Source organism: Sorangium sp. So ce406 (assembly GCF_051474675.1).
Taxonomy (GTDB): Bacteria; Myxococcota_A; Polyangia; order Polyangiales; family Polyangiaceae; genus Sorangium; species Sorangium cellulosum_G.
In genome coordinates, this window is record NZ_CP150340.1 from 11,473,534 (window position 1) to 11,499,668 (window position 26,135).

Genomic DNA, 26,135 nt, shown 5'->3' on the forward strand with positions numbered 1-26,135 from the left:
CTACCGTCGGGTTTTTGCTGCCTCGACCAGCGTGAGTCCCATGTTCGGGGCTGCCATCGGGCCACCCGTCTCCCGTCTTCCGCCTCCCGCCTCCCGCCTCCCGCCTCCCGCCTCCCGTCTTCCGTCTCGTTGTCCGCGTGCGCGTGCGCGTTCCCATGCTCGCGTGCCGTGGCCCCCGGTGCCTCTTCACCAAGGACGGAGCGACGGGAAACTCGGGGGCGTGTTCTTCGGCCAAGCAATGTCCTACCGCTCCCGTGTGGACCCTTGCACCTGGGCAATGAGCGGGCGAGCGTCCGCGGGCGAGAAGAATCGCGGGGTGGAGGTAATGCTCATGAGAAGGAGAACGCGGCGACCGGGGACGCCCCTTGTGGCGGCCGCGACCGCCCTGGCGCTGGGCGCGATGGCCACAGGGTGCTTGTGGCCGCGCGAGGAACACGCGCCAGGCAGGTTCTGCGCGCAATCGAACACCAGCGTTGTCGAGCACTGCGTGGACGCGAGCGAGGGCCCCGGCAGCGCGTGGAACGAGGCCGAGGCGGACGGCGAGCAGCCGATCCAGATGTGGGCGTTGCCGCCGTTCAGCGCGTCCGACGCGTTCGTCGCGAGCGAGGCGGAGCTCGGGGCCTGGTTCGACAACCTCGATCGGGTCGTGGCGTACGTGCGCGACGAGGAGAAGCACGCCGAGTCGCTCCGGGCGACCCTGCACGGCGAGCTCCTCGGGCTGCTCCTGACGCACAGGCGTCATCAGCAGGAGATCGTCGACGAGGAGCCGGTCCGCGCGGCCGACAGCTTCACGCGGGCGATGATCGACAAGGCGAGCGCCCAGGAGGAGCCGCTCGCGGCCGCGCTCGCCGCGGACAAGCAGGCGATGGCGGCCGTGCAGGCGGTCTTCGACGAGGCCCGGCGCGACGCCGCGCCGCTCGTGTCCAGGTACGCGGCCGCCGCGGCGCGGTTCGCGGACTACCGCGCGACCGAGGCGGCGGAGACGGCGGCGTATGCGGCGCTCTCGGCGGAGGCGTCGCGGTCGGGCGTCGAGGGCCTCGACGGCGCGGAGCAGGCCGTGCTCGCCGCGGCGCGCGAGGCGAGCCGGGCGCCGAGCGAGCTCGCGGCGGAGATCATGACGCTGTCGGCCGAGCTCCAGGCGCTCGCGGTCTCGTTCGCGGAGGCGCTGGCGCCGCACAGGGAGGTGCTGGCGACGCACGGCGCGGTGGTGCCGGACATGACGTCGGGGGCGCTGCGCTCGCTGGGCGCGATGCTTGGCTATGCGCAGCGGCGCGTCGCGCGGAGCGACGCGACCGCGACGGCGCTGCTCGGCGGCATCGCGCTGCGCCGGCAGGCGCTCCGCGTGCTGCAGGGCGATGAGGGCGCGCGCGAGGCGATCGCGCGGTCGCGGAGCGAGCGGGCGTCGGAGAGGTTCCGCGAGGTGGCGCGCGCGCGGGCGGCGGCGCTGTCGGCGGCGCCGCCGGTGAGCGAGAAGCTCGGGCTGCCGCTGTTGGCAGCGCGGTACGGGGAGCTCCTGGCGCTTGTGCAGATGCGGCCGCTCTGCGAGGCGGCAGGGGCGTCATGGCGCGAGGCCGGGTGCGCGGAGCTGCGAGCGCGGTTCGACGCCGCGGAGGCGGAGCTCAGGACGGAGCTGCCGCGGAAGATCGCGGCGGGTCTTTCGGCGCTGCGGGAGAAGGGGATGGCCGCGGCGGCGCTCGACGCGGCGCAGGCGCGGCTCGACGCGGGCGACGTGAAGGGCGCCGCGATCGCGTATGACGCCGCCGTGCGCGGCGCGGAGGGGACATGAGGGGCTCGAAGGAGATGGCGCGGCGTGGCTTTCGCGCCGCGGCGCTGCAGAAGATCGTCGCGCTGGTCACCGTGGCGGCGGTGGTGACGCCGTCGTTCGCGCGGGCCGGCACGCCGTACACCCTTCTCTGGAGCGGCCACCAGGACGTCGGCTCGTGTGGGATTGCCGAGCTGGACAGGGAGGGCGACGCCTTCTTCGAGGTGAACCAGACGCCGCTGCCCACGTACTCGGTTCCGGACGCGCTGCAGATCGAAGCCGATGGTTCCCAGAGCAACACGTTCGAGGCGGAGTTCGATTCGGTGCTGCTCCGCATGGGCAGCAACGACTTCCACTTCCGGGTCCACACCGTCAACGGCGGCAACTGGTGTACTCACGCGCGCGACGTGGTGCACCTCGTCTCGGAGCCGCTCGGGCTGAACAAGCCGCTCTTCAACATCCGCCGCGACGGGGCCGGCTTCGAGGGCAACACCGCGGTCGACCTGAGCCTCGCGGAGATCAACCCGGACCTCGCGCGCGCCATCGCGGAGCTGGAGGTCAGGATCGCCCGGCTGATGACGGAGCTCCTCCGCGACGCCGCCAGGGTCGCCGACCTCCGGGCGCGGATGGACCTCTTGCGGCAGCTCGACACGGACCTGCACGACCTGGTGAGCCGGCCGCTGGAGGAGATCTCGCGGACCGACCTCGACGCGATCCTGGACCGGTACAAGGACGTTGTCGACGCGGAGACGCGGGCAGCGATGCAGCAGCTCGTCGACGACCTGAAGAAGAGCGTCAGCGAGCTGGAGAGCGAGCTCGCGCGGCTGGTCGACGAGTTCGGCGCGCAGGCGGACGAGGTGGCGGACCTCGCGACGCAGGACGCCCGCGCCGAGGGGTGGGATCCGGACGACCCGTGGAGCTACGCGCTCGGGGAGAGCGAGGTGCCGTGGGTGGAGGTGCCGGACATCGCGGAGGCGGACGGCGCATTCGAGGAGGGGCGGGACCCGTACGCGGCGTACGCGGACGCGGTGATCGCGGCGCTGGAAGCAGCGGTGAGCGGCGGGGTCGTGGTCGCGCGGGCGGATTTTGTGGCGAACGTGCGGGCGTGGCGAGAGAACAGCGCGGCGCTGGAGATCGCGCTGCGCGACCGGACGGGGGTGTCGCTTGCGGAGACGAACGCGTTCCTGAAGGCGCAGAACCGGATCGCCGGTGTGGTGCGGCGGTACATGGATGCGTCGGACTGGTTCGTGGACTCGCCGGTGCCGGCGGACCTGCGGGCGGTGGTGGACACGCTGCTGAAGCCGCGGTTCGACGCGCTCGCCGACCAGATGAAGGACAGCCTGAACCAGTGGACGGGGGAGGCGCTCGACCTGGAGCAGACGCAGCTCTACCAGACGATCAGCGCGTTCGCGGGGGCGATGTCGACGGTCGGCGAAGGCGTCGAGGCGTACGCGGGGGTGATGCAGACGCTGGTGCACGCGACGACGCGCATCGGGGTGGGGTTCGTGCCGGTGGTGGGGCCGGCGCTCGACCTGTGCGAGGCGGTGACGGGCAAGGCGTTCTGCCTGCCGTCGGGGCAGGAGCTGAGCACCGAGGAGCGGATCTTCTCGGGGGTGGGGTTCGGGCTCGGGGCGGTCGGGCACGTCTGGCACGGAGTCGCCGTTGCCGGCGGGCTGCGGGCGGGGGCGATCCGGGTCGCCAGGAAGATCGAGGAGATCGAAGACCCCGTCATGGCCGCGCTGCGCGGGAATCGGCGCACATGGTACAAAACGCTGCGTGGAGCGGTCACGAGCAAGCCGCTCGACGCATTCGAAAAGAAGGCGTCCAAGTTCATGCTGGACGACGGGCGGGCGCTGATCGGCGTCGGCGACGACGGCGTGCGCGACGTGCTGCGCATCCCGACAGAGTCGCCCCCCGGCACCGACCTTGCCAAAGCTCCCGACTTCTTGTCGGTCACTAGGGGGAACGCTCTCGCCCTCAGCGAGGTGAAATCGATTGAGAACGGGAGCGTCGACGTCAACAAGGCGCTCAAGCAGTTGACGAACGGGATGGAGGCTCTCAAGAATAAGGGACTCGCTGGAGACGTTCAGAGGGTCGAGCTCATCATGCCCAAGGGCGCGCCGCTCAACAATGAGGATCTGGAGATAGTAAACGGCTACTTGGTCAGAGTAAGCACGGGCGAGCGCATCACCATCAAGGGCTTCAAGAATTTGGTCATGGTCATCCAGCTATGAGCGATTCAGGCCCTTGGTTCTATGCGTGGTGTGACGAGGCGACCAGGATCGACGCGTTCGAGGCGGCCTTGGGCGCCCTTGTACATCCGAAGGCGCGCTGCGATGTCGCCGTCACCTCGCTCGATACTCCCACGGAGATATGGCGCCGCTCGATTCTCATCGACGAGGTCGTTACAGTGATACGTGCCGCCTTTGCTCCGGGTACGCACGTCTCCGTAGACTTCGGGGCGCAGCTGAGATCCGGACGCTGGCCCTGCTTCGGCATCGAGTGCTTCGGTGAGGAGTACGAGCGCCGGCATCCCTCCGGCCCGGTGCGCGGGTCGCCTTTCGACCGGAGGGATCTGCTCTCGTCGAGTCTCGAAATCGCCCCCGGCGGCACGATGCGCGATGTGGAGACCGAGGCGGTGATCTCGTCAATTCAAGTCCAGCAGGACATCGAGGATCTCCTGATCCGCCTCTGCGCCCCGGAAGCTCATGGACACGTGAAGACCGGCGCGTGCGTGGACGTTGGGCATTGGGGCGCCCCCGTCGAGACATGTGCGACCTACCACGCGGACGCCGCGTCGGTTGCGCGCGACCTCGCCCTCTCATGGGTCCACCTGCACGAGGGTGACAAGACAGCGCTCACCGCGGGGATGTCACTCGAGTTGCTGCGCGCGCGCATCGACGCCGCTCCGCATGGGGCATGCGTCGGCATTGCAGGCGACGTCGATCTTTTGCGCCAGCATACGCGGATGGACTGGGCCGCGGCGGCGTCGAGAGACACGCGACCTACGCGCGTCGATGCTGTTCGTCGCGGAGCACGCGCCCCCATCGAGGGTGACGCCGAGCTCACGCGCGAAACCGTCCTCAAGGCGCTGGATACGCATCCGAGCCTACTCCTCGACGCGCTCGAAGCCTCTGCAGTGCCCGACGACGATTGGCGCAGCGTCGAGTCGACCGCCCGCGAGACCATCGCAGCGACGAAGGAGGGAGCCGCCACCTACCAAGCGGACGTTGCCTCGCGCAAGCACGTCCAGTTCATCAAGCGCCACGCCCCCTTTCACGTGCGACGCCTGCCGAGCGGCGGCGCGGTGCTGACGACCCACCCGTACCGCACACTCTGGCCGCTCTGGGCGGATGCGCTCTTCGTCCTCGGCATTATGCCGTAAGTGAAAGCGATGGGATGCTCGCCCGGCTCAGAGCCTGTGTCCGCCGCCGTCGTCCGTCCGGCCTCTCCTTGCCGGGCATCACGTCATGATGTAACGGTGTGTCGGTCTCGCTCGCGGCTCATTGGGCCTCGCGGGCAGGTGGACCCGTCATTGGAGACAGGAGACGCGATCCATGAGCAAAGACCCTCACGCGAAGCGATTCGAGATTCAGCGGCTCGTCGAGCGCTCGCTCGACGTGGCCAGGCACGCGCTGCTGCAACAGGGATCGTTCCTTCCCGGGTTCATCGCAGTCCAGCCGAACGGGAAGTATGACATCGGGGTGGCAGCGCAGGGCGGCACCCAAGGTTCGAACCTGCTCATCATGGCGCTGAAGCAGAAGGCATCTGCAAAGCAGATCAGAGCGGCTGCTGTTTATCGAGATGTGCGGGTTCGCCCCCAAGGCGCATCGGAGGATGTTGACGCCATTCAAGTCGTGGCCGAATTCGCGTCGGGGGAGTCGTACAACGTATTCCAGGTTTACCGCATGGACGAGGAGAAGCTGGTCTTCGAGGAGGGGCGCGAGGTCGAGCGAGTTCCCCCTGTCATCTTCGCGGAGTCGGATCGAAGCGGGGCAGACACCAAGCGATGGTGGGAACTCTGGAAGTGAGCTCCTCTTCACCGGGGCTATCGCACCGTGCACGCTTTACCATCTCCGAACCTCACACGCCGGCCGCAGGTCCCCGATGGCGCACCCCTCCCTGAGCGCGCGGAGCGCGCGATTTGGGAGGGGCGGACCGCGCGCAGGCGCGGAGCGCCGAGCACGGGCCGGGGATGGGCATCCGCTCTCTCGGAGCCGTCCTCGGAGGGGATCCGACACCGAGAAGGCGAGGGGTGCCGCTCCGGGGCCGACGGCTGTGGATCAGGAAGCCCGCGGGCCGCCGTCGCGGGTCACATGTCGCCGGCTCACATGTCGAGCAGGAGCTGCGTCAGGATGTAGTTCGTGACGAGCACGGTGACGCAGCTCTCGACGACGGCGCGCGTCGTCGCGACGCCGACGCCGCGCGCGCCGCCGGAGGCGAAGAAGCCGTGGCGGCACGAGACCGCCGAGACGATGAAGCCGAAGACACACGCCTTGATGAGCCCCATCGAGATGTCGCTGGGGAGGGCGAAGTCGCGGACGCTCTGGAAAAACGCGCCAGCGTCGCCGCCGAGCCAGAGCACGGCGACGAGGTACGAGCCGCACATGCCGACGCTCGTGTAGAGGATGCAAAGGAGCGGCAGCATCACCGTCGCGGCGAAGAGCCGGGGCGAAAGCAGGTACTGCACCGGGCTCACGCCCATCGTCGCGATCGCGTCGATCTGCTCGGTGACGCGCATGTTGCCGAGCTCCGCGGCCATCGCGCTGCCGGCGCGCGCGGTGACCATGATCGCCGAGAACACCGGCGCGAGCTCGCGCGCCAGCGAGACCGCGACGAGCCCGCCGACCCGACCCTCGGCGCTGAACGCGCGCAACGCATAGGACGTCTGCAGCGTCACGACCATGCCGCTGAAGATGCCCGTCAGGCCGACGATGAAGATCGACTGCGCGCCCATGAAGTCCATCGCCGCCAGGAACTGCGCAGGGCGGAACGGGGGGCGCACGAGCCAGACGATCGTCTGGAAGGTGAGCGTGACGATGTTGCCGATGTTGTCGAAGAACCCGAGGATCGGCCCCAGCAACTTGTCGAGCAGCTCGCTGCGGCTGGGCTCAGCGCCTCCGGTCACGATGCCGCTCTTGTATCACGCAACGCCGCCGCGCACGGGCAGAGGCGCGCGAAGACCTGCCCGGCCCGCAAGATCGCCCTCGAGCGCCGCCAGCACCGTGCGGCTGCGCTCGCCCGTCGCCCGGATCTCGGCGGCGCGGCCGGGCGCGGCAGGGTCCGCAGGCGCGGCGAGGTCGATGAGGAGCGCGTCGCCGCCGAGCGCCTCCACGAACGGCTCGCCCCACTCCACCACGACGAGCGCCCCCTCGCCGCGGCGCTCCCGCAGGCCGAGCTGGGCGAGCTCTTCGGTCGCGGCGCCGCGCGCGTCGCGCGCGCCGTCCGCAAAGGACGCGCCGCCGAGGCGGTAGGCGTCGGCGTGCGCGATCGGGACGCGGCCCTCGTGCTCGTGGACCAGCGTGAAGGTGGGGCTGGTGATCGGGAGCGCCGGCGGCACGCCGAGCGCCCGGCAGAGGGCGCGGGCGAAGAACGTCTTGCCAGCGCCCAGGTCGCCGGCGAGGACCACGAGGTCGCCGCCCGCGAGCAGGCCGGCGAGCGCGCGGGCGAGGCGGATGGTGCTGCGGCGGCTCGGGAGCTCGATGCGCATGCGTCAGAACCGGGCCCCGGCGCCGAGCGTCGCGCCGACAAGGAACAGGGAGCCGTCCCCCGTGGGGACCCACCGGAGGTTGCCGAGCTGGGCCTCGAGCTGTACCGAGGGGCCCAGCGCGAGCGCGACGTCGATCGAGGCGCCGAGCACCGGGTGGACCTCGATATCGCCGCGGTACGTCGCGCCGCCGGGCCCGACGACGCCGGCGCCCGACCTGAAGAACGCGCCGAGGTGGAGCGCCGGGCCGACGTGCAGCGGGAACGCGCGCCACGCGCCCTCGTGCGGCGTGAGGCCGGGCGTCAGCATCAGGCGCGCGCCGCCCTCGATCCAGCCGGCGAACGGCCCGACCAGGTTGCCGCCGCCGCCCGCGAACAGCTCGAACCCGCGGTCGCCGAGCGCGTAGGCGACGCGCGCCGTCCCGACCAGCGAGGCCGCGCTGCCGCTCGCGCCCGGCAGGCGCGCCGCCGCGACGGCGGCCCCGAGCGCCGCGGAGACGGCGAACCGGCGCCCGCCCGAGTACGCGGGCCAGACGCGCTCCGGCCCGAGGGGGTAGGCCATCAGCACCTCGTTGGCCGGCGGGGCGGCCGGCGCCGGGGGCACGGGGGGCAGCACCACCGTGCCGCCCTCCGACGGAGGCGGCGCGCCCGCCGACGGGGGGCGCGCGGCGCGCTCCCAGGGGAGCTCGCCGATGCCGATGCCCTCGGGGCGGAGGAGCACGGCCAGCATCTCCTGCGTCTGCCGGGTCGCCTGGTCCTTGTCGACCTCCCGCGCGACCGACTCGACCCGGCCCGTCGAGGCGAGGTACGCGGTGAGCTCGACGCGGGTGGTCGTGACCGCGGGCTCGACGGTGCCGGTGAGGACCCAGTCCGCGCCGGTCTGCGCGCCGACGGCGCGGAGCTCGTCCGCGGTGTCGGCGACGCCGTCGGCGACGCCCTTGAGCGCGGCCGCGATCGCGCCGTCGGGCACCGGGGTGTGGCCGAGGGCGGCGAGCCCGCGCGCGACCTCGGCCTCCGCGGCGCTCCGGGCGGCCGCGTCGGTGCCGCCGCGCGCGGGGAGCACCGCCACGCGGTCGGCGAGCGCGGCCGGGGCGAGCGCGGTGAGCGCGGCGGCGGCGGCACAGGAGAGGGCTCGGCGGATCATGGGGCGCCATGCTACGCGCCCCGGGAGGCCGGAGCAGCCCCAGGACGACGCGCCAACGTGCTCTTCGCGCGCTTCTCGGCGCGCCGCTCGGCGCCCTTCTCGGTGCGCGGGTTGCGCGCGGAGGAGCGCGCCCGCCAGGCGGCTCGCTTCGCTCATCGCGCTTTCCCGATCTCGCGGTACCCGACTTCCCTGGGGAGCACGCGCTTTCCGCCGAAGCCGGTCGCCGACGTCGTCCACAGCTCGGCCCGCGCGCCGCTCAGGGAGCTCGCCGCCGCGAGGCGCCGCGCCTTCACCTCGGCCGGGTCCTCCGTGCCCGTCTTCGGCAGCTTCTGCACGCCGGCCCAGGCGAGGACGCCGGCGTCGCGCCCGAGCGCCGCCCAGAAGCTCGGCGGCGCCGGGTGGGTGGCGAGCCACGCGCCGAGCGCGGTCGCCGCGCCCGGCGCGTCCGGAGCGCCCGCGGCGGGCGGGCGCGGCGCGCCGGCGGGCGCCGCGGCGAACGGGAAGGGCCCGGCCGTCGCGACGAGCGACCCCGGCGGCGGCGCGCTGGCCGCCTCGAAGCCGAGCGCGATCGTCACCGCGCGCGGGGCGGCGCGGATCGCCTGCTCCGCGCAGGGCGCGTCGCCGGCCAGGATGAGCCCCCGGATGCCCAGGGGCCGGAGCGCGCGCGGGTCGAAGGTCCCGTCGCAGGGCAGCGCGAGCGCGACGCCGCCGTCGGCGTCGCCGGCGCCAACGACCGCCACCGGCTTCGCGCCCCGCTCGGCGAGGGCCGCCGCGAGCACCTCGACGCTCCTCGCGGGCTCCTCGCCCACCACGAAGACGAACGCGCCGTCGAGCGCCGCCGGCTCCGGCGGGTGGACGAGCAGCACCGGGATCTCGTGCGTCCGCGCGAACTTCGCCGCCGCCGTCGCCTGCTCCCGGTTGGAGCCGGCGATGAGCACCGCGGCGCCCTCGGCGGTGAGGCTGCTCAGCGCCTCCTCGACGCCGCCCTCCCCGCCGACGTCGCGGCTCACGAGCCGCGCGTCCGACCCAGGCCTCAGCAGCCCGAGCCCGTGCGCCACGCCCGCGGCGACCTCGACGCTGCGGCGCCGCGACTCGGGCGTGCGCGTCGAGAGCAGCAGGCCGACCGTGGGCGGCTCGACGCGGGCGGTCCCCGCGCCGGCCGCGATCTCGAAGACCGCGTCGCCCTGGCGGCCGAGCAGCGGGCCCGCCCGGTCGAGCAGCTCCTTCGCGAGCGCGACGTCCCGGCGCTCGCGGGCGACGATCGCGAGGCGCTCGGCGACCAGCGAGCGCAGGTCGACCTCCGGATCCACGACGTCGCCCGCCGCCTGCCCGGCGCGCAGCGCGCTCACGAGGTGCTCGATCGGGACCTTGCGCAGCAGCACCCCGATCTGCGCCCGGACCGCGGCGCGCTCGTCGTCGCCCGCCTCGCGCAGCCACACGCCCATCAGCTCGAGCGCCTGCGTCCACGCGCCCGCCTCCATCGCGGCGGAGGTGACCTCCTCGTTGAGGAGCGAGCGCACGTACGCGTCGATCACCTTGCTCACCAGCGGGCGCAGCACCCCGAACGCGGGCTTCGGCTTGCCGGCGCGCCGGAGCGCCGCGCCGCGGAGCACGCGCGCGATGTCCTCCGTCGCGCCCGTCGCGCCCCGCCCCCGCGCCTCGATCTCCGCCGAGAGCGCCTCGGCGCGGCGGACGTCCCCCTGCTCCAGCGCGATCCAGGCGAGGTGGGCGTCCGCGACGCGGATGAGGTCGTCGTCCGGGTAGCGCTCCCGGAAGGCGACGAGCTCCGGCTCGAGCGCGATGCGCTCGGCGCGCGCGCCGCTCGCGAACCGCGTGAGGATGCGGTGCAGCTCCGCCTGGGCCGCGGGCGAGCGGCTGAGGGTCTGGCTCACCGCCGCGCCGCCGCCCGTCCCGCCGCAGCCCGCGCCCGCCGTGGCGGCGCCGAGCGCGAGGAGGGCGGCGGCCGCGCTGAAGGCCGCGGAAATTCGGCCGAAAGTGTTGACTGGGTTCACCTTGACGTCACCCGGGCCATCCCATACACCCGCCCCGCCCGCCTTCCATCGAGGTCAGCGTGTCCGAGGCAACCCCCGCGAGATCGCTCTCTTCCGAGAGCCGCCGGTCCTTTCTCCTGCGCAAGCTGCATTCTCTCACCGGCGCCCTCCCTGTGGGCGGTTTCCTGCTGTTTCATTTCTGGACGAACGCGAAGGCGCTCCAGGGGCAGGAGCGGTTCGACGCGGCGGTCGCGGAGATCTCGCACATGCCGTACCTGCCGGTGCTCGAGATCGGGCTCGTCGTGCTGCCCCTCGCGTTCCACGCCCTCTACGGCGTCAAGCTGGCGCTCGAGGGCAGGCCGAACGTGGGCCGCTACGCGTACTCGCGCAACTGGATGTACACGATGCAGCGGGTCACGGGGCTGCTCGCCTTCGCGTTCATCGCGCTCCACCTCTGGCAGTACTGGGCGCAGAAGTGGCTGGGCCGGATGGCGCCCGAGGAGTTCTACCCGCGGCTGTGCGCCAGCATGTCGTCGACGATGGGCGGCGTGCCGGTGATGGCGCTGGTCTACATCTTCGGCATCGCGGCGAGCGTGTTCCACTTCGCCAACGGCCTCTGGGGCTTCTGCTTCTCGTGGGGCGTCACCGTGTCGCGCCGGGCGCAGCGGACGGCCGCGGTGGTCTTCGGCCTCGTCGGCCTCCTCGTCTTCGTGCTCGGCGCCAACACCGTGGTGTACTTCGCGACCGGCGCGCCGTTCCCCGGCACCCCGAGCCCGGCCGCCGACGGCGCCCGCACCTGCGCGGACATCGCGTCTCCGACCGCCGCGCGCGGCGCCGGCGCGGCGAACGACCCGCGCGAGCCGGCGGCCCCGGCCACGCACTGATCATCGTAGCGGCCGCGCCCGGGTGGGAGCGGCGCGGGAGCACTGGAATCGAACATGGCCGCGAAGAGCACGACGAGGAGCGAAGGGGGGAAGGTTCGGCGCGTTGTCGTCGTCGGTGGCGGCCTCGCCGGCCTGATGACGGTGATCAAGCTGTGCGAGGCGAAGGTCCCGGTCGACCTCATCTCGCTCGTGCCGGTGAAGCGCTCGCACTCGGTGTGCGCGCAGGGCGGCATCAACGCCTCGGTCAACACGAAGGGCGAGGGCGACAGCCCCCAGGTGCACCTCGAGGAGACGGCCTACGGCGGCGACTTCCTCGCGAACCAGCCGCCGGTCAAGGGGATGGCGGAGGCCGCGCCGGGCATCGTGTACATGCTCGATCGCATGGGCGTGCCGTTCAACCGGACGCCCGAGGGCCTGCTCGATTTCCGCCGCTTCGGCGGCACGCTGTACCACCGCACCGCGTTCGCCGGCGCGACGACGGGCCAGCAGCTCCTCTACGCGCTCGACGAGCAGGTGCGCCGGTACGAGCTCGCCGACGTGACCGATGAGCACGGCGTGTCGATCCCGGGCGAGAAGATGGTCCGGAAGCACGAGTTCTGGGACTTCCTCGGGGCGATCCTCGACGACTCCGGCACGTGCGTCGGCTGCGTCGCGCAGGACCTGAAATCGATGCAGATCCGCGCCTTTACCGGCGACGCGGTCGTGCTCGCGACCGGCGGCTGCGGCATCGTGTTCGGCCGCTCCACGCTGAGCGTCATCTGCACCGGGACGGCGGCGTCGGCGGTCTACCAGCAGGGCGCGGTGTACGCGAACGGCGAGTTCATCCAGGTGCACCCGACGGCGATCCCGGGCGCCGACAAGCTGCGGCTCATCTCGGAGAGCGCGCGCGGCGAGGGCGGCCGCGTCTGGGTGCCGAAGGACAGGACCGACGCGCGGAGCCCGCGGGACATCCCCGAGAAGGAGCGCGACTACCTGCTCGAGCGGATGTACCCCGGCTACGGCAACCTCGTCCCCCGGGACATCGCGGCGCGCGCGATCTTCAAGACGTGCTTCCACGAGGGGCGCGGCATCTGGAATGCCGCGACGGGCAGGAACGAGAACGAGGTCTACCTCGATCTCACGCACAAGGACGAGAAGTTCCTCCGGGCGAAGCTCGCGGGCATCCTCGAGATCTACGAGAAGTTCGCCGGCACCGACCCGTACCGGAACCCGATGAAGGTGTTCCCGGCGGTCCATTACTCGATGGGCGGCCTGTGGGTCGACTACGAGGCGGACGCGCGGGGCTCGCTCAAGGCCGGGTCGCCGCGCAACCACGCGACGAGCATCCCGGGCCTCTACGCGGTCGGCGAGGTGGACTATCAGTACCACGGTGCGAACCGGCTCGGCGCCAACTCGCTGCTCTCGTGCATCTATGGCGGCCTCGTGTGCGGCCCTGCGGTGGCGAGCTATCAGAAGAGCATCCGGCGGAGCGCCCTGGACTTGCCGCGCTCGATCTTCGACAAGGCCGAGAAGCGCGCCGAGGCCGATTACCAGCGCATCCTGACGCAGAACCAGGACGCGAAGCAGCCGGAGAACGCCTATCGGCTGCACCAGGAGCTCGGCGACATGATGCTGCGCGACTGCACGATCGAGCGCGACAACGCGACGCTCGACCGGGTGCTCGAGAAGCTCGGCGAGCTCGAGGAGCGGGCCGGCCGGATCCGGTGCACGGACACGGCCCCGCGGGTGAACCAGGGGGCGCAGTTCGTGCGGCATTTCGAGAACATGCTGGTGCTCGCGCGGGTGATCGCCGAGGGCGCGAGGCGCCGCGACGAGTCGCGCGGGGCGCATTACAAGCCGGAGTTCCCGGTGCGGAACGACGCCGAGTGGCAGCGCACGACGCTGGCGCGGCACGAGGAGAAGGGCGCCGTGAGGTTCGTCCGCGAGTTCGACTACGTGTGCGCCGGCCAGTCGGTCCACGTGACCGACGCCGTGGACACGTCGCTGGTGGCGCCGCGGGAGCGCAAGTACGAGCAGGCGGGCGCGGCGAGCGCGCAGGCGACTGGCAAGCTGTCGCAGAAGAGCGTGTAGCATGGCCAAGGCGAGCGAAGACAAGGCGAACGGGGCGGCGGCGCCGACGCAGGCGCAGGCGCGGGGCGAGGGCCGGCTGGTGCACCTGCGCGTGCGGCGGCAGGACACCGCGGATCGACCGGAGTCGCGGCGCTGGGAGGAGTTCAAGGTCCCCTACCTGCCGCAGATGAACGTGATCAGCGCGCTCCAGCAGATCCAGAAGGATCCGCGGACCGTGGACGGCAAGGAGGTGGCTCCGGTCGTCTGGGAGGCGGTCTGTCTGGAGGAGGTGTGCGGCTCGTGCACGATGGTGATCAACGGCCGGGTCCGTCAGGCCTGCTCGGCGCTGATCGACCAGATCGCGCCGAAGGGCGAGGTGATCACGCTGGAGCCGATGTCCAAGTTCCCGCTGGTGCGCGACCTGCTCGTCGACCGGAGCCGGATGTTCGAGGACATGAAGCGCGTGCGCGCGTGGATCGACATCGACGGCACGCACGAGCTCGGCCCCGGTCCGCGCGAGTCGCCGGAGCGTCAGGAGGAGCGATATCCGCTCTCCCGCTGCATGACGTGCGGCTGCTGCGTCGAGGCGTGCCCGCAATACAACGACGGGACGAAGTTCGTCGGCGCCTTCGCGATCAACCTGGTGCGGCTCTACAACATGCACCCTTCCGGGGCGATGCACGAGAACGAGCGCCTCGAGTCGGTGATGGGCGAGGGGGGTATCACCGATTGCGGCAAGTCACAGAACTGCGTCGAGGTGTGCCCGAAGGAGATCCCCCTCGTCGACTCGCTCGCGCAGGTCGCCCGCGACACGACGAAGCGCATGCTGTTCGGGTGGCTGCTGAAGTAGGCACCGGTTGCGCGTCAATGGACCGGCGCCGGGCGCCCGGGACGGTCTCGATGGCGCACGCGCGGCCCCATGGGCGACGAGGGAGCCCCGGGCAGGCGTTCAAGGTATACTGGGCTCTGGATGGATCCCGCGCATATCCGAGCGTTCGCCGAGCGGAGTCGAGCAGAGGTTGAGCAGCGCAAGCTCGACCACTGGGGTCGCACGTACCGCGAGCAGGGCTTCCGGGCGACGCTCCAGGCCGGCCATGCGCTGTACGACCACGCGCGACGCGTGCGCCCGGATTTCCCCACGGAGCGGGAGCGCGCCGAGGATCTGGCGCATCATATCGAGTTGAAGCGTCTGCTTGAACGAGCGGCACGTGCGTTCGCCGTTCGTTGAGCTCCTTGGGGCGCTCGCGGATGTGTTCTCTCGGCTCGGCGCCGGGTGGTACCTTTTCGGGGCGCAAGCGGCGCTGCTCCATGGGGCTGCGCGGCTCACTGCGGACGTCGATGTCACCGTGGACCTCCAGGGCAAGGATCCTGAGGTGCTGGTCAGGGGGCTCACGGCGGCCGGTTTCCAGATGCGCGTCGAGGACATCGCGTTCACGCATCGGACACGAGTGCTCCCCGTGCTTCACCTCGCGACGGGGATCGCCGCGGATGTGGTCCTCGCTGGACCGGGGCTCGAAGAGCTGTTCCTGCAACGCGCACAACTGCACGACCTCGACGGCATCCAGGTTCCCGTCGCCTGTGCCGAGGATTTGATCGTGATGAAGATCCTCGCCGGACGGCCAAAGGACATCGAGGATGTGGTCGCGATCATCGCAGCTCGCAGAGATCTGAAGCTCGATCTCGCCCGGAGCACGCTGCGCATGCTCGAGGAGGCGCTCGATCGCAACGACCTGCTTTCGGAGCTCTCCGGCGCCTTGGAGCGCGTCCACGGTGCCGGGGAGGTGGCACAGCGGGCACCGACAGGCCGGGGCGGCGCGAAGAAAAGGCGGCGGTCAAAACCACGCTAGGCTCACCAGGCGTCGTTGTGCCGCACGAGGAAGCGGCGAGGCTCGTCAGCCGTGCGCGCAGCGGCTCCTGCGCAAGCGCTCTCCACGCGAAGCCCGATGACGGGTCGTCACCGCCGATCCCGATACTACGGATACGGAAACGGCCCCCCCATGCCGAAGCCGAAGCCGCTCCCGAACCCCAGCCGGACCGGCTCCGTCGTGGTCTGCCGCTCCAGCTTCCGGAAGCGCATCCCGAGCACGTGCGTGAGCAGCGTGCATGTCTGGTGCGCGCGCGGCGTCACGTCGCACCCCATCCAGACGCCGAACGGCTGGCGCTCGCCGTCGTCGGCGTAGCGGATCACCGCGCCGCTCTGGGCGACCGTGAGCCAGGCGTTCGCCTCGCCGGGCAGCGAGGCGTGCAGCACGCCGATCGTGCCCATCGCGTCGTCGTTCGGGCCGGTGACCCGGCCGTCCTGTTCCAACAAGGCCACCGGTTCGGCCTCCAGGCCGAACACCCGCCCGCCGCGGTCCACGTTGAGCTGGTGATCGCCGTTCAGGAGGACCTTGCCGTCCGGCATGACGTCGATCGCCACGTCGGCGTAGACCCAGCGGGCGCGGGGGATGTCGAGCAGCGCGCCGCCGCGAGCCCAGTTGGCCGGGGGCGTCGCGGCGCACGCCGCCAGGAGCGAGAGCGGCACGACGAGAGCGAGGCGTCGCATGCGCCGAGCATACCGCAGGCGCCGCCGGCGCGTCGGCCGGCGCGTCGGCCGACGTTCGGCCGGCGCTACACCTTCTCGGTCCCCGTCGTGCCGAGCAGGCCCGTCGGCTTGACGAGGAGCACCCCGATCAGCACCGCGAACACGAGGACGTCCTGCAGGCCGGAGTACGGCGTGAGCTTCGTCATCTCGCCGATGATCCCGATCAGCATGCCCCCGAGCATCGCGCCCGTGATGTTGCCGATGCCGCCGATGACCGCCGCCACGAAGGCGCGGTTGCCGATCACCACGCCCATCGTGGGGTACACCTGCGACTGGTCGAGGCAGTAGAGCACCGCGCCCACCGCCGCGAGCATCGAGCCCGTGAGGAAGGTGAGCGCGATGATGCGGCCCGTGCGGATGCCCATCAGCCGCGCGGCCTCGATGTTCACGCTGAGCGCGCGCATCGCCTTGCCCGTCCAGGTGCGCCGCACCAGGAGCTCCAGCCCGATCATCACCAGGATCGACGAGACGAAGATCACCTTGCGCGTGTGCTCGATCGGCAGGAGCTGCGGATAGGCGCGGTAGCGGGCGGTGAAGAGGAGCTGCGCCAGGTTCTGGAGGAGCACGCTCATCCCGAGCGCCGTCACGAGCGGCGTGATCCGGGTGTTCGCGAGGCCCCGGCCCCGGGAGCGCAGCGGCGCGTAAGCCACCCTCTCGACGAGCACCCCGAGGACGCCCGCGAAGGCCATCGCGCAGAGGGTGCCGCCCACGCCCGCGACGAGCGGCGCGTCCTGGGCGCCGAGCGCCGTTATCCCGAAGAGCCCGGCGAACGCGCCCATCATGAACACCTCGCTATGAGCGAAGTTGATGAGCTTGAGGATGCCGTAAACCATCGTGTAGCCGAGGGCGACGAGGGCGATCATCGACCCCTGGGCGAGCCCCGTGATCAGGGCATTCACGATCTTCTCCATGGAGACCTCTTCACCGCGCGTCCGCCGCGCCCGAGCGGGCGCGCGGGCGCGACGACTACTGCTTCGCGGGCTTCTCGTTGACCGTCGCGTAATACTTGAACTGCTTGTCCTTGATCTGGACGATCACCACCGGCTTGTCGGCGTTGCGGTTCTCATCGATGGTGATGACCCCCGTCGCGCCCTGGAAACCCTTGGTGTCCTGGATGGCCTGCCGGATGCCTTCCGGCGTCATCTCCTTGGCGCGGCCCATCGCGTCGGCGAGCAGCTTGGCCGCGTCGTAGCCCTGAGCAGCCATGCTCGACGGCGTGCGCTTGTACCGCTCCGTGTACTTCTTCACGAACGCCTGCGAGTTGGGCCAGGGGACGTCGGGCGCATAGTGGTTCGTGAAGTACGCGCCGTCGAGCTCCTCGGCGGCGTCGCGCAATAGCTCGTTCGCGTCCCACCCGTCGCTGCCGACGAAGATGTTGCCCGGCACGCCCGCGGCCTTGGCCTGCCGCGCGATGGGGCCCATCGAGGTGTAGTAGATCGGCGCGTAGATCATCTCGGGGTTCGCCGACTTGAGCTCGTTGATGTACGTCGTGAAGTTGGTCTCCTTCTTGAGGAAGCTCTTCTCCATCACGATCTCTCCGCCAAGGCGCTTCACCTCGGCGCGGAACTCGTTGGCGAGGCCGGACGAGTAGAGGTCGTCGGAGGCGAAGAAGAGCCCGACCTTCTTCTTGCCCAGCGTGTTCACGATGAACTGCGCGCCCATCTGGCCCTGCACGTCGTCCGTGAAGCAGGCGCGGAACACGAACGGGCCGACCTTCGTCACGTCCGGGTTCGTGGACGCCGGCGAGATCATCGGCACCTTCTTCTTGTTGGCGACGATGCCGCCGGCGCGCGACCGGGACGAGGCGACCTCGCCGAGGAGCGCGAGCACGTGGTCCCGATCGATGAGCTGGAGGACCTTGTTGGTCGCCTCCTCCGGCTTCGACTTGTTGTCCTCATAGAGGACGTTGATCGGCTTGCCCTTGACCCCGCCGGCCTTGTTGATCTCGTCGATGGCGAGGTCGATACCCTCCTTGGAGTCGACGCCGAACGCCGTCTCCTCGCCCGACAGGCTGAAGTAGGCGCCGACCTTCCACTCGGGGTCGTCCTTCGCGTGCTTCGCCGGGTCGCCGCCCGAGCCCTCGCTCTTCTTGCCGCAGCCGAGCGTCATCGCGCTCAGCGCGAGCGCCCCGGCGATCATCCTCACCAAACCCCGTCGTCCGAGCATGTCGTCGTCCTCCCTGTCGCCGGGCCGCGCCGCGTGTGGGTCGCCCGCCGGTGGCCATGGCCGCGCGCTCAACCCATGGCCGAGAGCGCGTGTACTCGTCGCGTCTACCATTGTCCACGCGGCACGTCAGCCCTGTCGGGCCGCGGCGCGCTCCACGAGGATGGCCTTAAGTGTGCGATTCTCCACGGATTCCGCCGGCCGAGCCCGCCGTCGATCCGCGTGGGGCCGCACGGGGCCGCGCGCGCGTCACGGCGCGCTGCGCAGCGGGACGCGGGTCCGCGCCGCGGAGAGAGGCTGACGCGCGCGGCGCGGAGAGCGCGCTAGCCGGCGCGCCGCGCGTGGACGAAGTGCTCGACGTTCCCCTTCGGGCCGCGCACGGCGCTGTCGACCTCACCGACGACCGAGAAGCCCGCGGCCTCGATGGCCTGGCGCGCCTCCGCGATCGCCGCGAGGCGGGTCGACTCGTCCCGGATGACGCCGCGGCCGCGGGCGGCGGCCTCGCGGCCCGCCTCGAACTGCGGCTTGACCAGCGCGACGAGGTCGCCCGACGGGCGGAGCAGGCGGGCGATCGCGTCGATGAGCCGCGCGATGCTGATGAACGACGCGTCGACGACGACGAGGTCGATCGGGGCGTCGAAGTCCTCCCGCTGGAGCTCGCGGGCGTTGACCCGGTCGCGGACCACGACGCGCGGATCGGCGCGCAGCTTGCTGGCGAGCTGGCCGTAGCCGACGTCGACCGCGAAGACCCGCGCCGCGCCGCGCTGGAGCAGGCAGTCGGTGAAGCCGCCGGTCGAGGCGCCCACGTCGACGCACGTCTTCCCCGCCACGTCGAGGCCGTGCGCCTCGAAGGCCGCGAGCGCGTGCTCGAGCTTGTCGCCGCCCCGCGAGACGAACCGGGGGCCCGCGGCGACGTGGAGCTCCGCGTCCTCCGGGAGCAGCGTCCCCGGCTTGTCGATGCGGCGCGGCCCGGAGGTGACCTTGCCGGCCATGATCAGCGCCTGCGCCTCGGTCCGCGAGCCGACGAGCTTGCGGGCGACGAGCAGCGCGTCCGCGCGCACGCGGGTCACGGCGCCCTCGAGGCCGGCGGGCGCACGAGGCCCGCGCCGCCGCCGGGGGAGAGGGGAACGGCCGCCGCGTCCGAGAGCGCCAGCGCGTCGCCGTGGAGCGCCCGCGCGACGGCGGCGAGCCCGTCGCCGATGCGCGGCCCGGGGCGCAGCGCGACGTCGGTATGGAGCGGGCGCAGGCGCCCCTCGCGCACCGCGCGCAGCGAGCGCCAGCCGGGCGCGTCCCTGAGCTGCGCCAGCCGCGAGGAGCCCTCGTGCGTCTCGGCGTCGCCGGCCGTGCCGTCGAGCAGCACGTCGGGGTCGAGCGCGAGCAGGTGCTCGACGCTGATCGACGGGTAGGGGCCGCCGCGGGCGATCGCGTTCTCGCCGCCGGCGAGCCGGATGAGCTCATCGGCGAAGCTGCCGGGGCCCGCGGCGAAGATGGGCGAGGTGTCGAACAGCAGGGCGACCCGGACGCGCGGCGCGCCCTTCACGGCCTGCTCGACCGCGGCGCGGCGCGCGCGGATCCGGCCGATCGCCTGCTCCGCGCCGGGGGCCGCGTCGAGCCGCCGCCCGAGCTCCGCGAGCATGTCCTCGATCTGCGCGAGCGACTCGGTCTCGGGGAAGAAGGTCGCGATCCCCTGGCCGCGCAGCGCCTCCTCCAGCGCCGGCCCGGCGGGCCCGCGGGCGCCGGCCACGAGGGTCGGCGAGAGCGCGACGATCGCCTCGATGCTCGGGTCGGCGTAGCCGCCGACGCTGGGCAGGCGGAGCACCTCGGGCGGGTGGTCGCAGTGGCGGGAGCGGCCGACGAGCGCCACGCCGGCCCCGATCGCGCAGACCGCCTCCGTCGTGCTCGGCGACAGCGAGACGACGCGCGCCCCGCCGGCGGCGGCCGGGGCGCGGCGCCCGCACGCCGCGAGCGCGACCGCGGCGAGCGCCGTGAGCGCGGCCCGCCTCGGGAGCGCGCGGCCGAGGGCGAAAGGCACGAGCGCGGCGCCCGGCGCTTCCGCGTCCGGCGCGACGCACGGCGTGGAGGGGCGACGACCTTCAGCCAAGCCGGTCCCGGTCGCGCCGCCGACGCCGCAGGCCCGCGACGGCGCCCAGGCCCGCCGCGCCGAGCAGCCAGGGGACGGGCTTCGTCGGATCGGGCCGCGGGTTGCCGATGCTGCAGGAGCCGCTCGACCCGTCGGCGTCCCCGTCCTTGACGACGTCGTCCTCGCCTTCGCCGTCCTCGGACGGGGGCGGCTCGGGGCGCTTCGCGCAGAAGCCGAGCTCCGCGTCGCACCCGTACCCGCTCGGGCAGGTCGCCGTCTCGGTGCAGGGGCGGGTGCAGTAGCCGTCGAGGCACGCGTTCGTCGCGCACTGCTCCGCCTGCTCGCAGGCGCCGCCGATCTCGGCCGAGTAGACGGGGTCGGTGGGGAAGCCGGTCGCCCAGACGGGCGGCTCGTACCCTCCAAGGCTCGCGGCGCGCACGGTCGTCTCCTTAATCCATTCCGCCCAGCCGTACACATAGCCGTAGATCGGGTACTCGCAGCCCTCGGCGCCGCGCGAGGTCACGCCGATCACGCGGTGCATCAGATCGAGGCTGGGCCCGCCCGAGTCCCCCTCGCAGATGCCGGTGTCCCCGACCCACTCCGTGGACTTCACCACGGACGCCGGGCAGCCGTCGGCCACGCAATCGATGAAGAGGTTGTCGCGGCGACGCCGCAGGCCCGCGCCGGTGCTCCTGTCGTTCGTCGCGCCGAAGCCGACCGCGTAGTACTCCTCGCCCTGCTTCAGGGGCACGTCGACGCGCGGCACGAGCGGCGCGGCGTCGCTCTCCGGGATCAGCTCGTCGAGGATCAGGATCGCCTGGTCGTTGCCGCAGAAGCTGTCGACGTCGTCGCCGGGGAGCAGGACGATCTCGCTGCCGCCGTAGAAATATGAGGACTCGCCGATCTCCGCGTCGGTCGTGACGTAGATCTTCCGGGCGAGGTGCGTGTCCGTGAACTTCGTGGAGCGGCAGGTGATCTGGCCGTCCGTCTCATTGGCCATGTCCGACACGCAATGCCGGGCTGTCAGCACCACGTTCGGCGCGATCAGGCTCCCCGTGCAGATGGCGCCGATCTCGGCGTTGTAGATGCCCACGACGGCCCTGTCGCCGTTGTCCAGGTAACCGTCCTGGATGGCATCTCGCGTCTCACCGGTCTCATCAGGCGGCTCCAGGGCCGAGCTGCACGCTGTTGCAGTGAGTCCCAGGGCAAGAATCAAGATGACTCTGGGCGAGCAATACGACATCGAGAGCCTCCAAGTACTGCAATGTAGGTGCGACGAGCTCCGAGGCGTCGCATCGAGCGAAAGAGTCTAGAGGGGAATGTGCGGTCATGCACGCGCGCCGCGCGCGATGAACGACTCGGCTCGTTGCATGCACCACATAAATTGACTGCCCGAGAGCTCTTGCAGGGTACTCGCGTAACGGACGTTGCCCAGCTCCGCCATGGCGGCGCCAGGGCCAGGGCGACCGGCGCCGCGACGAAAAGCCGTGGAAACGTGCGCGGCCCGGGTGTTGCGGGGCGGCGCGGCCGTGATCGATCCCGTCCTGCTCTTCGGGCTCGCGCTCGCCGCGGGCGCGCCGCTCGCCCTCTCTCCGCTGCCCACCGCGCTCGCGGCGGCGCTCGCCGCGGCGGCGCTCCGCCGCAGGGCCGGCCCCGTCGCGCTCGCCGCCGCCGCGGCGGCGCTCGTCGCCGGCGGGCTCCGCGCTCGCGCGCTGCTCGACGACGCGGGCGGCGTCTACGAAGGCGCTGCCGCGCTGCTGCAGCCGCCGGCCCGCTGCGAGGTGACCTGCGCCGTCGTCGGCTCGCCGGTCGCGATCGGAGCGGCGCAGCGAGCGGACGGGGCGACGCGGCGGACGGACGGGGCCGCGCACGCCCCGGGCGGGGCGGCGCATGCGGCAGACGAGGCGGCGCACGCGGCAGACGAGGCGGCGCAGCGAGCGGACGGCGAGGCGCCGGACGCGCGCATCGACGTGGAGATCGCCGGCGGGACCTGCGGCGGGCGAGCGCTGGCGCACCCGCTCCGGGCGCGCCTCTACGGCGCGCCGCGCGACCTCGCGCGGGGCGACCGGCTCGAGGTGCTCGTCGACCTCGCGCCGATCCACCTGTTCCGGAACGAGGGCCTCCGCGACGCGACCGCCGCTGTCGCGCGGAGCGGGATCGTCGCGAGCGGCACGATCGTCGACGCGCGGCGGATCTCGGAGGGTCGATCGATCGGCGCGGCCGTCGATCGCGCGCGGGCCTTCGTGCGCGGCCGCATCGAGGCCACGTTCCACCCCGAGGCGACCGCGCTCGGGCGCGCGCTCGTGCTCGGCGAGACCGACCTCGCGCCCGAGGACCAGGACGCCTTCCGCGAGAGCGGCCTCGCGCACCTGCTCGCGGTCTCGGGGACGCACCTCATCCTCGCGGTGGCGGGCTTCGCGGCGGCGCTCCGGGCGATCCTCGTCCGCGTCGACCCGATCGCGGCGCGGTGGGACGCGGGCCGCATCACCGCGGCCCTGTGCGTGCCGGCCGCGTGGCTCTACGCCGACTTCGCCGGCGGCGGCGGCTCGGCGATGCGCGCCGCCGCGATGCTCACCTGCGCGATGAGCGCCCGGCTCCTCGGCCTCCGATCGGTCGGCGTCCGCAACTTCGCCCTGTCGCTCGCGGGCGCCGCGGCGGTCGATCCGCTGGTCGCGTGCGATCTCTCGTTCGGCCTCTCGGCCGCCGCGACCGCCGGGCTGCTCTGGCTGCAGCGGCCGCTCGCCGCGCTGCTCGTCCCCCGCGATCGCTCGCCCGGCGGCGCCGACGACCGCGCGGACGGCGGCGACCCCGGCGACCGCGCGGACCACGCGCTGCCCGCCTCGTCGCCGCGCGCGCTCGCGCGCAAGCTCCTCGCGCCGCTCGCGACAACGCTCGCCGCCATGTTCGGGTGCGCGCCGCTGCTGCTCCTGAACAGCGAGACGTTCCCGCTGCTCGGCGTGGCCGCGAACGTGGTCGCCGCGCCGATCGGCGAGCTGGCGGCGCTCCCGTTCTGCCTCGCGCACGCGGCGCTCTCGTGGTGGCCGCCCGTCGAGCGCGGGTGCGCGCTCGTCGGCTCCGGCGCGCTGCTCGCCGTGCGCGCCGTCGCCCGCGCCTCGGCGGACACCGGCGTGGTGCTGCGCCTGCCGGAGCCGTCGCCCGCCCAGCTCGCCGCGCTCGCCGCCGCGATCGCGCTCGCGTGGGCCGCGGAGCGCCGCGCCAGGCGCCTCGCGGCGCTCGCCGCCGGCGCCGCCGCGTGGCTGCTGCTCGAGGGGGTCGCCGTGCGCGCCGGGGCGCCCCGCGGCGCGCTGCGCGTCAGCGTCCTCGACGTGGGGCAGGGCGATGCGATCCTGATCGACCTCCCCGAGGGCGGCGCGATGCTCGTGGACGCCGGCGGCTTCGTGGGCAGCCCGGTCGATCCGGGGGCGCGCGTGATCCGGCCGCTCTTGCGATCGCGCCGCCGCGCGCGCCTCGACGCGGTCGTCCTCTCGCACCCGCACCCGGATCACTTCGGCGGCCTCCCCGCCGTCGTCGCGGGCGTCGAGGTCGGCGAGCTCTGGGACACTGGCCAGGGCGAGGCCGAGGGCGCCGGCCCGGTCTACGCGAGGCTGCTGTCCGACCTGCGCCGGCGCGGCGTGCCCGTCGTGCGGCCCGCCTCGCTGTGCGGCAGGCCGCGGGTGCTCTCGGGGGCGACGATCGAGGTGCTCGCGCCGTGCCCCGAGCTCCACCCGGACCGGGGCGCCAACGACAACTCGTTCGTCCTGCGCATCTCCTACGGGGCGCGCTCCGCGCTGCTCGTGGGCGACGCGGAGCACGAGGCCGAGGACGCGCTCGTCGCGCGGTACGGCGCCGCGCTCCGCGCCGACCTGCTCAAGGTCGGCCATCACGGCAGCAGGACGTCGACCGGCGCGGCGCTCCTCGCGGCCGTCGACCCCTCGGTCGCCGCCGTGTCCTGCGGCGTCCGCAACCGCTTCGGGCACCCGAGCCCCGAGGTCCTCTCCCGGCTCTCGGCCCGCGGCGTCGCGATCGCGCGGATGGACCGCGGCGGCGCCCTGATCTGGGAGACCGACGGCGAGCGCGTCCTCTGGTCCCGCCCCGGCCAGCCGCCGAGCCCGGCCCCCGACCGGCCCGGCGCGGCCGGCGGGACCTCCGGCCCGGGGAGGTGAGCCGGAGGCGGTGAGGCGGAAGGAACCGGCAGAAACCCGCGCTCCGGACGCCGCCCGTCCGCCCCGTGTCCTTGCGCCTGGACGTCCCCTGAGGGACGCTCCGTCGATGTCTCGTAGCGCGATGACGACCACGATCCGCCGCCGGCTCGCGAGCGAGATCGGTCGTATCGACAAGCAGGCGCCCTTCCGCGTCGCGCTGTCTTACCCGTCCCCGTACCGGGCTGGCATGAGCTCGCTCGGCTTCCTCCAGATCTACAAGATGATCCAGGCCGAGCCCGGGATGGCGTGCGAGCGCGCCTTCCTGCCGGACGACGAGGGTCAGGGCGCCGAGGGCGCTCCGGTCACGTACGAGGGGCTCCGCCCCCTCTCCGACTTTCCGGTCATCGCGCTCTCCGTGGCCTACGAGCTCGAGCTCGCCGGCGTCGTCCGCCTGCTCGAGCTCGCGGGGCTGCCCGCCCTCCGGGAGGAGCGCGACGGCCGCCACCCGTTCGTCCTCGCGGGCGGTCCGCTCACCTTCTCCAACCCGCTGCCGCTCGCGGTGTTCGCCGACGCGATCCTCATGGGCGAGGCCGACACGCTGGCCGTCGAGGTGCTGCGCCTGCTGCGGGACGCCCCCTCGCGCGAGGCCGCGCTCGACGAGCTGGCGCGCGTCCCCCACGTCTTCGTGCCCGCGCGCCACGGCGCCGAGATGCCCCCGGTCGCCCAGTGCGACAGCGCGCTGCTGCCCGCGTGGTCGCCGATCCGCGCCGAGGAGACCGAGCTCTCGAACATGTTCCTCATCGAGGCGGAGCGGGGCTGCTCGCGCGGGTGTACCTACTGCGTGATGCGCCGCTCGACCAACGGCGGCATGCGCATCGTCCCGAAGGAGCGCCTCCTCGAGCTCATCCCCGAGGACGCGCGGCGCGTCGGCCTTGTCGGCGCCGCGGTCAGCGACCACCCGAAGATCGTCGAGGTGGTCCGCACGCTCGCCGAGCGGGGGTGCGAGGTCGGGCTGAGCAGCCTCCGGCCGGACCGGCTGACCGACGAGTTCGTCGGCGCGCTGCGGCTCGCGGGCTACAAGACGCTCACGACGGCGATGGACGGCACGAGCGAGCGCGTCCGCGAGACGCTCGAGCGGCGCGCGCGGCCCCGGCACCTCCAGCGGGCGGCCGAGCTCGCGCGGCAGCACGGCATGAACCGGCTCAAGCTGTACCTCATGGTCGGCGTCCCCGGCGAGACCGACGAGGACGTCGACGAGTGCGTGTCGTTCGTCACGGAGCTCTCCCGCATCGTGCCGGTCGCGCTCGGGATCGCGCCGTTTTGCCCGAAGCGCAACACGCCGCTGCACGGCGCGCGCTTCGCGGGCATCGACGTCGTGAACAAGCGCCTCGACCGGCTCCGCCGCGGGCTGCGCGGCCGCGCCGACGTGCGGGCCACGAGCGCGCGCTGGGCGTGGGTCGAGGCGGTGCTCGCCGCCGGGGGCGAGGCCGAGGGCCGCGCGGTGATGCAGGCCGTGCACGCGGGCGGCTCGTTCCGCGACTACGAGCGCGCGTTCGAGAAGATCAAGCGGCCGGAGCCGCCGCGCCGCCAGAGCCTGCCGCTCCTCGCGGCCGGGTGATCGGGGTAGTCG

Annotated in this window: 21 protein-coding genes; 11 read left to right on the plus strand and 10 right to left on the minus strand. The window is 72.7% G+C overall.

Features of this window, described 5'->3' with window-relative positions:
* Window positions 1–487: 487 nt before the first annotated feature.
* The 4 genes from WME96_RS43105 to WME96_RS43120 all read left to right on the plus strand — a co-directional run bounded on the left by WME96_RS43105 (window position 488) and on the right by WME96_RS43120 (window position 5,793).
* The gene (locus WME96_RS43105) at window positions 488–1,786 is read left to right on the plus strand and encodes a hypothetical protein (RefSeq protein ID WP_437287346.1); all 1,299 of its coding nucleotides are present in this window, start codon (window positions 488–490) and stop codon (window positions 1,784–1,786) included.
* Window positions 1,783–3,996 (plus strand): hypothetical protein, encoded by a 2,214-nt coding sequence (locus WME96_RS43110; protein ID WP_437287347.1) that lies wholly within the window; start codon window positions 1,783–1,785, stop codon window positions 3,994–3,996. The genes WME96_RS43105 and WME96_RS43110 overlap by 4 nt, the downstream gene beginning before the upstream one ends.
* Entirely contained in the window at window positions 3,993–5,147 is a 1,155-nt protein-coding gene (locus tag WME96_RS43115) for a hypothetical protein (protein WP_437287348.1), read from the plus strand. The genes WME96_RS43110 and WME96_RS43115 overlap by 4 nt, the downstream gene beginning before the upstream one ends.
* A 172-nt stretch (window positions 5,148–5,319) precedes the next feature.
* Complete coding sequence (locus tag WME96_RS43120; protein WP_437287349.1) at window positions 5,320–5,793, plus strand: hypothetical protein; 474 nt, start codon at window positions 5,320–5,322, stop codon at window positions 5,791–5,793.
* Window positions 5,794–6,089: 296 nt separating this feature from the next.
* On the opposite strand, the gene WME96_RS43125 is transcribed toward WME96_RS43120, so the two are convergent.
* The 4 genes from WME96_RS43125 to WME96_RS43140 form a co-directional block, all read right to left on the minus strand.
* Window positions 6,090–6,890, minus strand: coding sequence for an MlaE family ABC transporter permease (locus tag WME96_RS43125; RefSeq protein WP_437287350.1), 801 nt, complete (start codon window positions 6,888–6,890; stop codon window positions 6,090–6,092).
* 15 nt (window positions 6,891–6,905) lie between these two features.
* Window positions 6,906–7,472 (minus strand): tRNA (adenosine(37)-N6)-threonylcarbamoyltransferase complex ATPase subunit type 1 TsaE, encoded by a 567-nt coding sequence (tsaE, locus tag WME96_RS43130; protein WP_437287351.1) that lies wholly within the window; start codon window positions 7,470–7,472, stop codon window positions 6,906–6,908.
* Between the two features lie 3 nt (window positions 7,473–7,475).
* The gene (locus WME96_RS43135) at window positions 7,476–8,612 is read right to left on the minus strand and encodes a hypothetical protein (RefSeq protein WP_437287352.1); all 1,137 of its coding nucleotides are present in this window, start codon (window positions 8,610–8,612) and stop codon (window positions 7,476–7,478) included.
* Window positions 8,613–8,764: 152 nt separating this feature from the next.
* On the minus strand, window positions 8,765–10,624 hold the full coding sequence (locus WME96_RS43140) for a hypothetical protein (protein ID WP_437287353.1): 1,860 nt from the start codon (window positions 10,622–10,624) through the stop codon (window positions 8,765–8,767).
* Window positions 10,625–10,683: 59 nt separating this feature from the next.
* On the opposite strand from WME96_RS43140, the gene WME96_RS43145 reads away from it, so the two are divergent.
* The 5 genes from WME96_RS43145 to WME96_RS43165 all read left to right on the plus strand — a co-directional run bounded on the left by WME96_RS43145 (window position 10,684) and on the right by WME96_RS43165 (window position 15,383).
* Window positions 10,684–11,487 carry a succinate dehydrogenase cytochrome b558 subunit gene (locus WME96_RS43145; protein WP_437287354.1) on the plus strand — a complete coding sequence of 268 codons (804 nt, stop codon included), beginning with the start codon at window positions 10,684–10,686 and terminating at the stop codon, window positions 11,485–11,487.
* A 54-nt stretch (window positions 11,488–11,541) separates the two neighbouring features.
* Complete coding sequence (gene sdhA / locus WME96_RS43150; RefSeq protein ID WP_437287355.1) at window positions 11,542–13,557, plus strand: succinate dehydrogenase flavoprotein subunit; 2,016 nt, start codon at window positions 11,542–11,544, stop codon at window positions 13,555–13,557.
* A gap of 1 nt (window position 13,558) precedes the next feature.
* On the plus strand, window positions 13,559–14,386 hold the full coding sequence (sdhB, locus tag WME96_RS43155) for a succinate dehydrogenase iron-sulfur subunit (RefSeq protein WP_437287356.1): 828 nt from the start codon (window positions 13,559–13,561) through the stop codon (window positions 14,384–14,386).
* 120 nt (window positions 14,387–14,506) lie between these two features.
* Window positions 14,507–14,764 carry a hypothetical protein gene (locus WME96_RS43160; protein WP_437287357.1) on the plus strand — a complete coding sequence of 86 codons (258 nt, stop codon included), beginning with the start codon at window positions 14,507–14,509 and terminating at the stop codon, window positions 14,762–14,764.
* The gene (locus WME96_RS43165) at window positions 14,745–15,383 is read left to right on the plus strand and encodes a DUF6036 family nucleotidyltransferase (protein ID WP_437287358.1); all 639 of its coding nucleotides are present in this window, start codon (window positions 14,745–14,747) and stop codon (window positions 15,381–15,383) included. Before WME96_RS43160 ends, WME96_RS43165 begins: the two co-directional genes overlap by 20 nt.
* A 125-nt stretch (window positions 15,384–15,508) precedes the next feature.
* Here WME96_RS43165 and WME96_RS43170 read toward each other — a convergent pair whose 3' ends face one another.
* The 6 genes from WME96_RS43170 to WME96_RS43195 all read right to left on the minus strand — a co-directional run bounded on the left by WME96_RS43170 (window position 15,509) and on the right by WME96_RS43195 (window position 21,579).
* On the minus strand, window positions 15,509–16,081 hold the full coding sequence (locus tag WME96_RS43170; RefSeq protein ID WP_437287359.1) for a hypothetical protein: 573 nt from the start codon (window positions 16,079–16,081) through the stop codon (window positions 15,509–15,511).
* Between the two features lie 65 nt (window positions 16,082–16,146).
* Complete coding sequence (locus WME96_RS43175) at window positions 16,147–17,031, minus strand: branched-chain amino acid ABC transporter permease (protein ID WP_433931313.1); 885 nt, start codon at window positions 17,029–17,031, stop codon at window positions 16,147–16,149.
* A 55-nt stretch (window positions 17,032–17,086) separates the two neighbouring features.
* Window positions 17,087–18,286, minus strand: a complete 1,200-nt coding sequence (locus WME96_RS43180; protein WP_433931315.1) for an ABC transporter substrate-binding protein — start codon at window positions 18,284–18,286, stop codon at window positions 17,087–17,089.
* A gap of 320 nt (window positions 18,287–18,606) precedes the next feature.
* Entirely contained in the window at window positions 18,607–19,353 is a 747-nt protein-coding gene (locus WME96_RS43185; RefSeq protein WP_437287360.1) for a TlyA family RNA methyltransferase, read from the minus strand.
* A complete protein-coding gene (locus tag WME96_RS43190; RefSeq protein WP_437287361.1) occupies window positions 19,350–20,384 on the minus strand; it encodes an ABC transporter substrate-binding protein in 1,035 nt (344 codons plus the stop codon). Before WME96_RS43190 ends, WME96_RS43185 begins: the two co-directional genes overlap by 4 nt.
* Entirely contained in the window at window positions 20,377–21,579 is a 1,203-nt protein-coding gene (locus WME96_RS43195; protein ID WP_437287362.1) for a trypsin-like serine peptidase, read from the minus strand. Before WME96_RS43195 ends, WME96_RS43190 begins: the two co-directional genes overlap by 8 nt.
* A 271-nt stretch (window positions 21,580–21,850) precedes the next feature.
* Between WME96_RS43195 and WME96_RS43200 the strand changes: the two genes are divergently transcribed.
* Window positions 21,851–24,526 carry a DNA internalization-related competence protein ComEC/Rec2 gene (locus WME96_RS43200; RefSeq protein ID WP_437287363.1) on the plus strand — a complete coding sequence of 892 codons (2,676 nt, stop codon included), beginning with the start codon at window positions 21,851–21,853 and terminating at the stop codon, window positions 24,524–24,526.
* A 121-nt stretch (window positions 24,527–24,647) separates the two neighbouring features.
* Complete coding sequence (locus tag WME96_RS43205) at window positions 24,648–26,123, plus strand: B12-binding domain-containing radical SAM protein (protein WP_433931324.1); 1,476 nt, start codon at window positions 24,648–24,650, stop codon at window positions 26,121–26,123.
* Window positions 26,124–26,135: the final 12 nt, after the last annotated feature.

Excerpts from the sequence above, each read along its gene's own strand:
- WME96_RS43205 (WP_433931324.1), top strand. The coding sequence starts at position 24,648 with ATGACGACCACGATCCGCCGCCGGCTCGCGAGCGAGATCGGTCGTATC.
- WME96_RS43170 (WP_437287359.1), bottom strand. The coding sequence starts at position 16,081 with ATGCGACGCCTCGCTCTCGTCGTGCCGCTCTCGCTCCTGGCGGCGTGC.
- tsaE (WP_437287351.1), bottom strand. The coding sequence starts at position 7,472 with ATGCGCATCGAGCTCCCGAGCCGCCGCAGCACCATCCGCCTCGCCCGC.
- WME96_RS43135 (WP_437287352.1), bottom strand. The coding sequence starts at position 8,612 with ATGATCCGCCGAGCCCTCTCCTGTGCCGCCGCCGCCGCGCTCACCGCG.
- WME96_RS43115 (WP_437287348.1), top strand. The coding sequence starts at position 3,993 with ATGAGCGATTCAGGCCCTTGGTTCTATGCGTGGTGTGACGAGGCGACC.
- sdhA (WP_437287355.1), top strand. The coding sequence starts at position 11,542 with ATGGCCGCGAAGAGCACGACGAGGAGCGAAGGGGGGAAGGTTCGGCGC.
- WME96_RS43120 (WP_437287349.1), top strand. The coding sequence starts at position 5,320 with ATGAGCAAAGACCCTCACGCGAAGCGATTCGAGATTCAGCGGCTCGTC.
- WME96_RS43110 (WP_437287347.1), top strand. The coding sequence starts at position 1,783 with ATGAGGGGCTCGAAGGAGATGGCGCGGCGTGGCTTTCGCGCCGCGGCG.
- WME96_RS43160 (WP_437287357.1), top strand. The coding sequence starts at position 14,507 with ATGGATCCCGCGCATATCCGAGCGTTCGCCGAGCGGAGTCGAGCAGAG.
- sdhB (WP_437287356.1), top strand. The coding sequence starts at position 13,559 with ATGGCCAAGGCGAGCGAAGACAAGGCGAACGGGGCGGCGGCGCCGACG.
- WME96_RS43180 (WP_433931315.1), bottom strand. The coding sequence starts at position 18,286 with ATGCTCGGACGACGGGGTTTGGTGAGGATGATCGCCGGGGCGCTCGCG.
- WME96_RS43175 (WP_433931313.1), bottom strand. The coding sequence starts at position 17,031 with ATGGAGAAGATCGTGAATGCCCTGATCACGGGGCTCGCCCAGGGGTCG.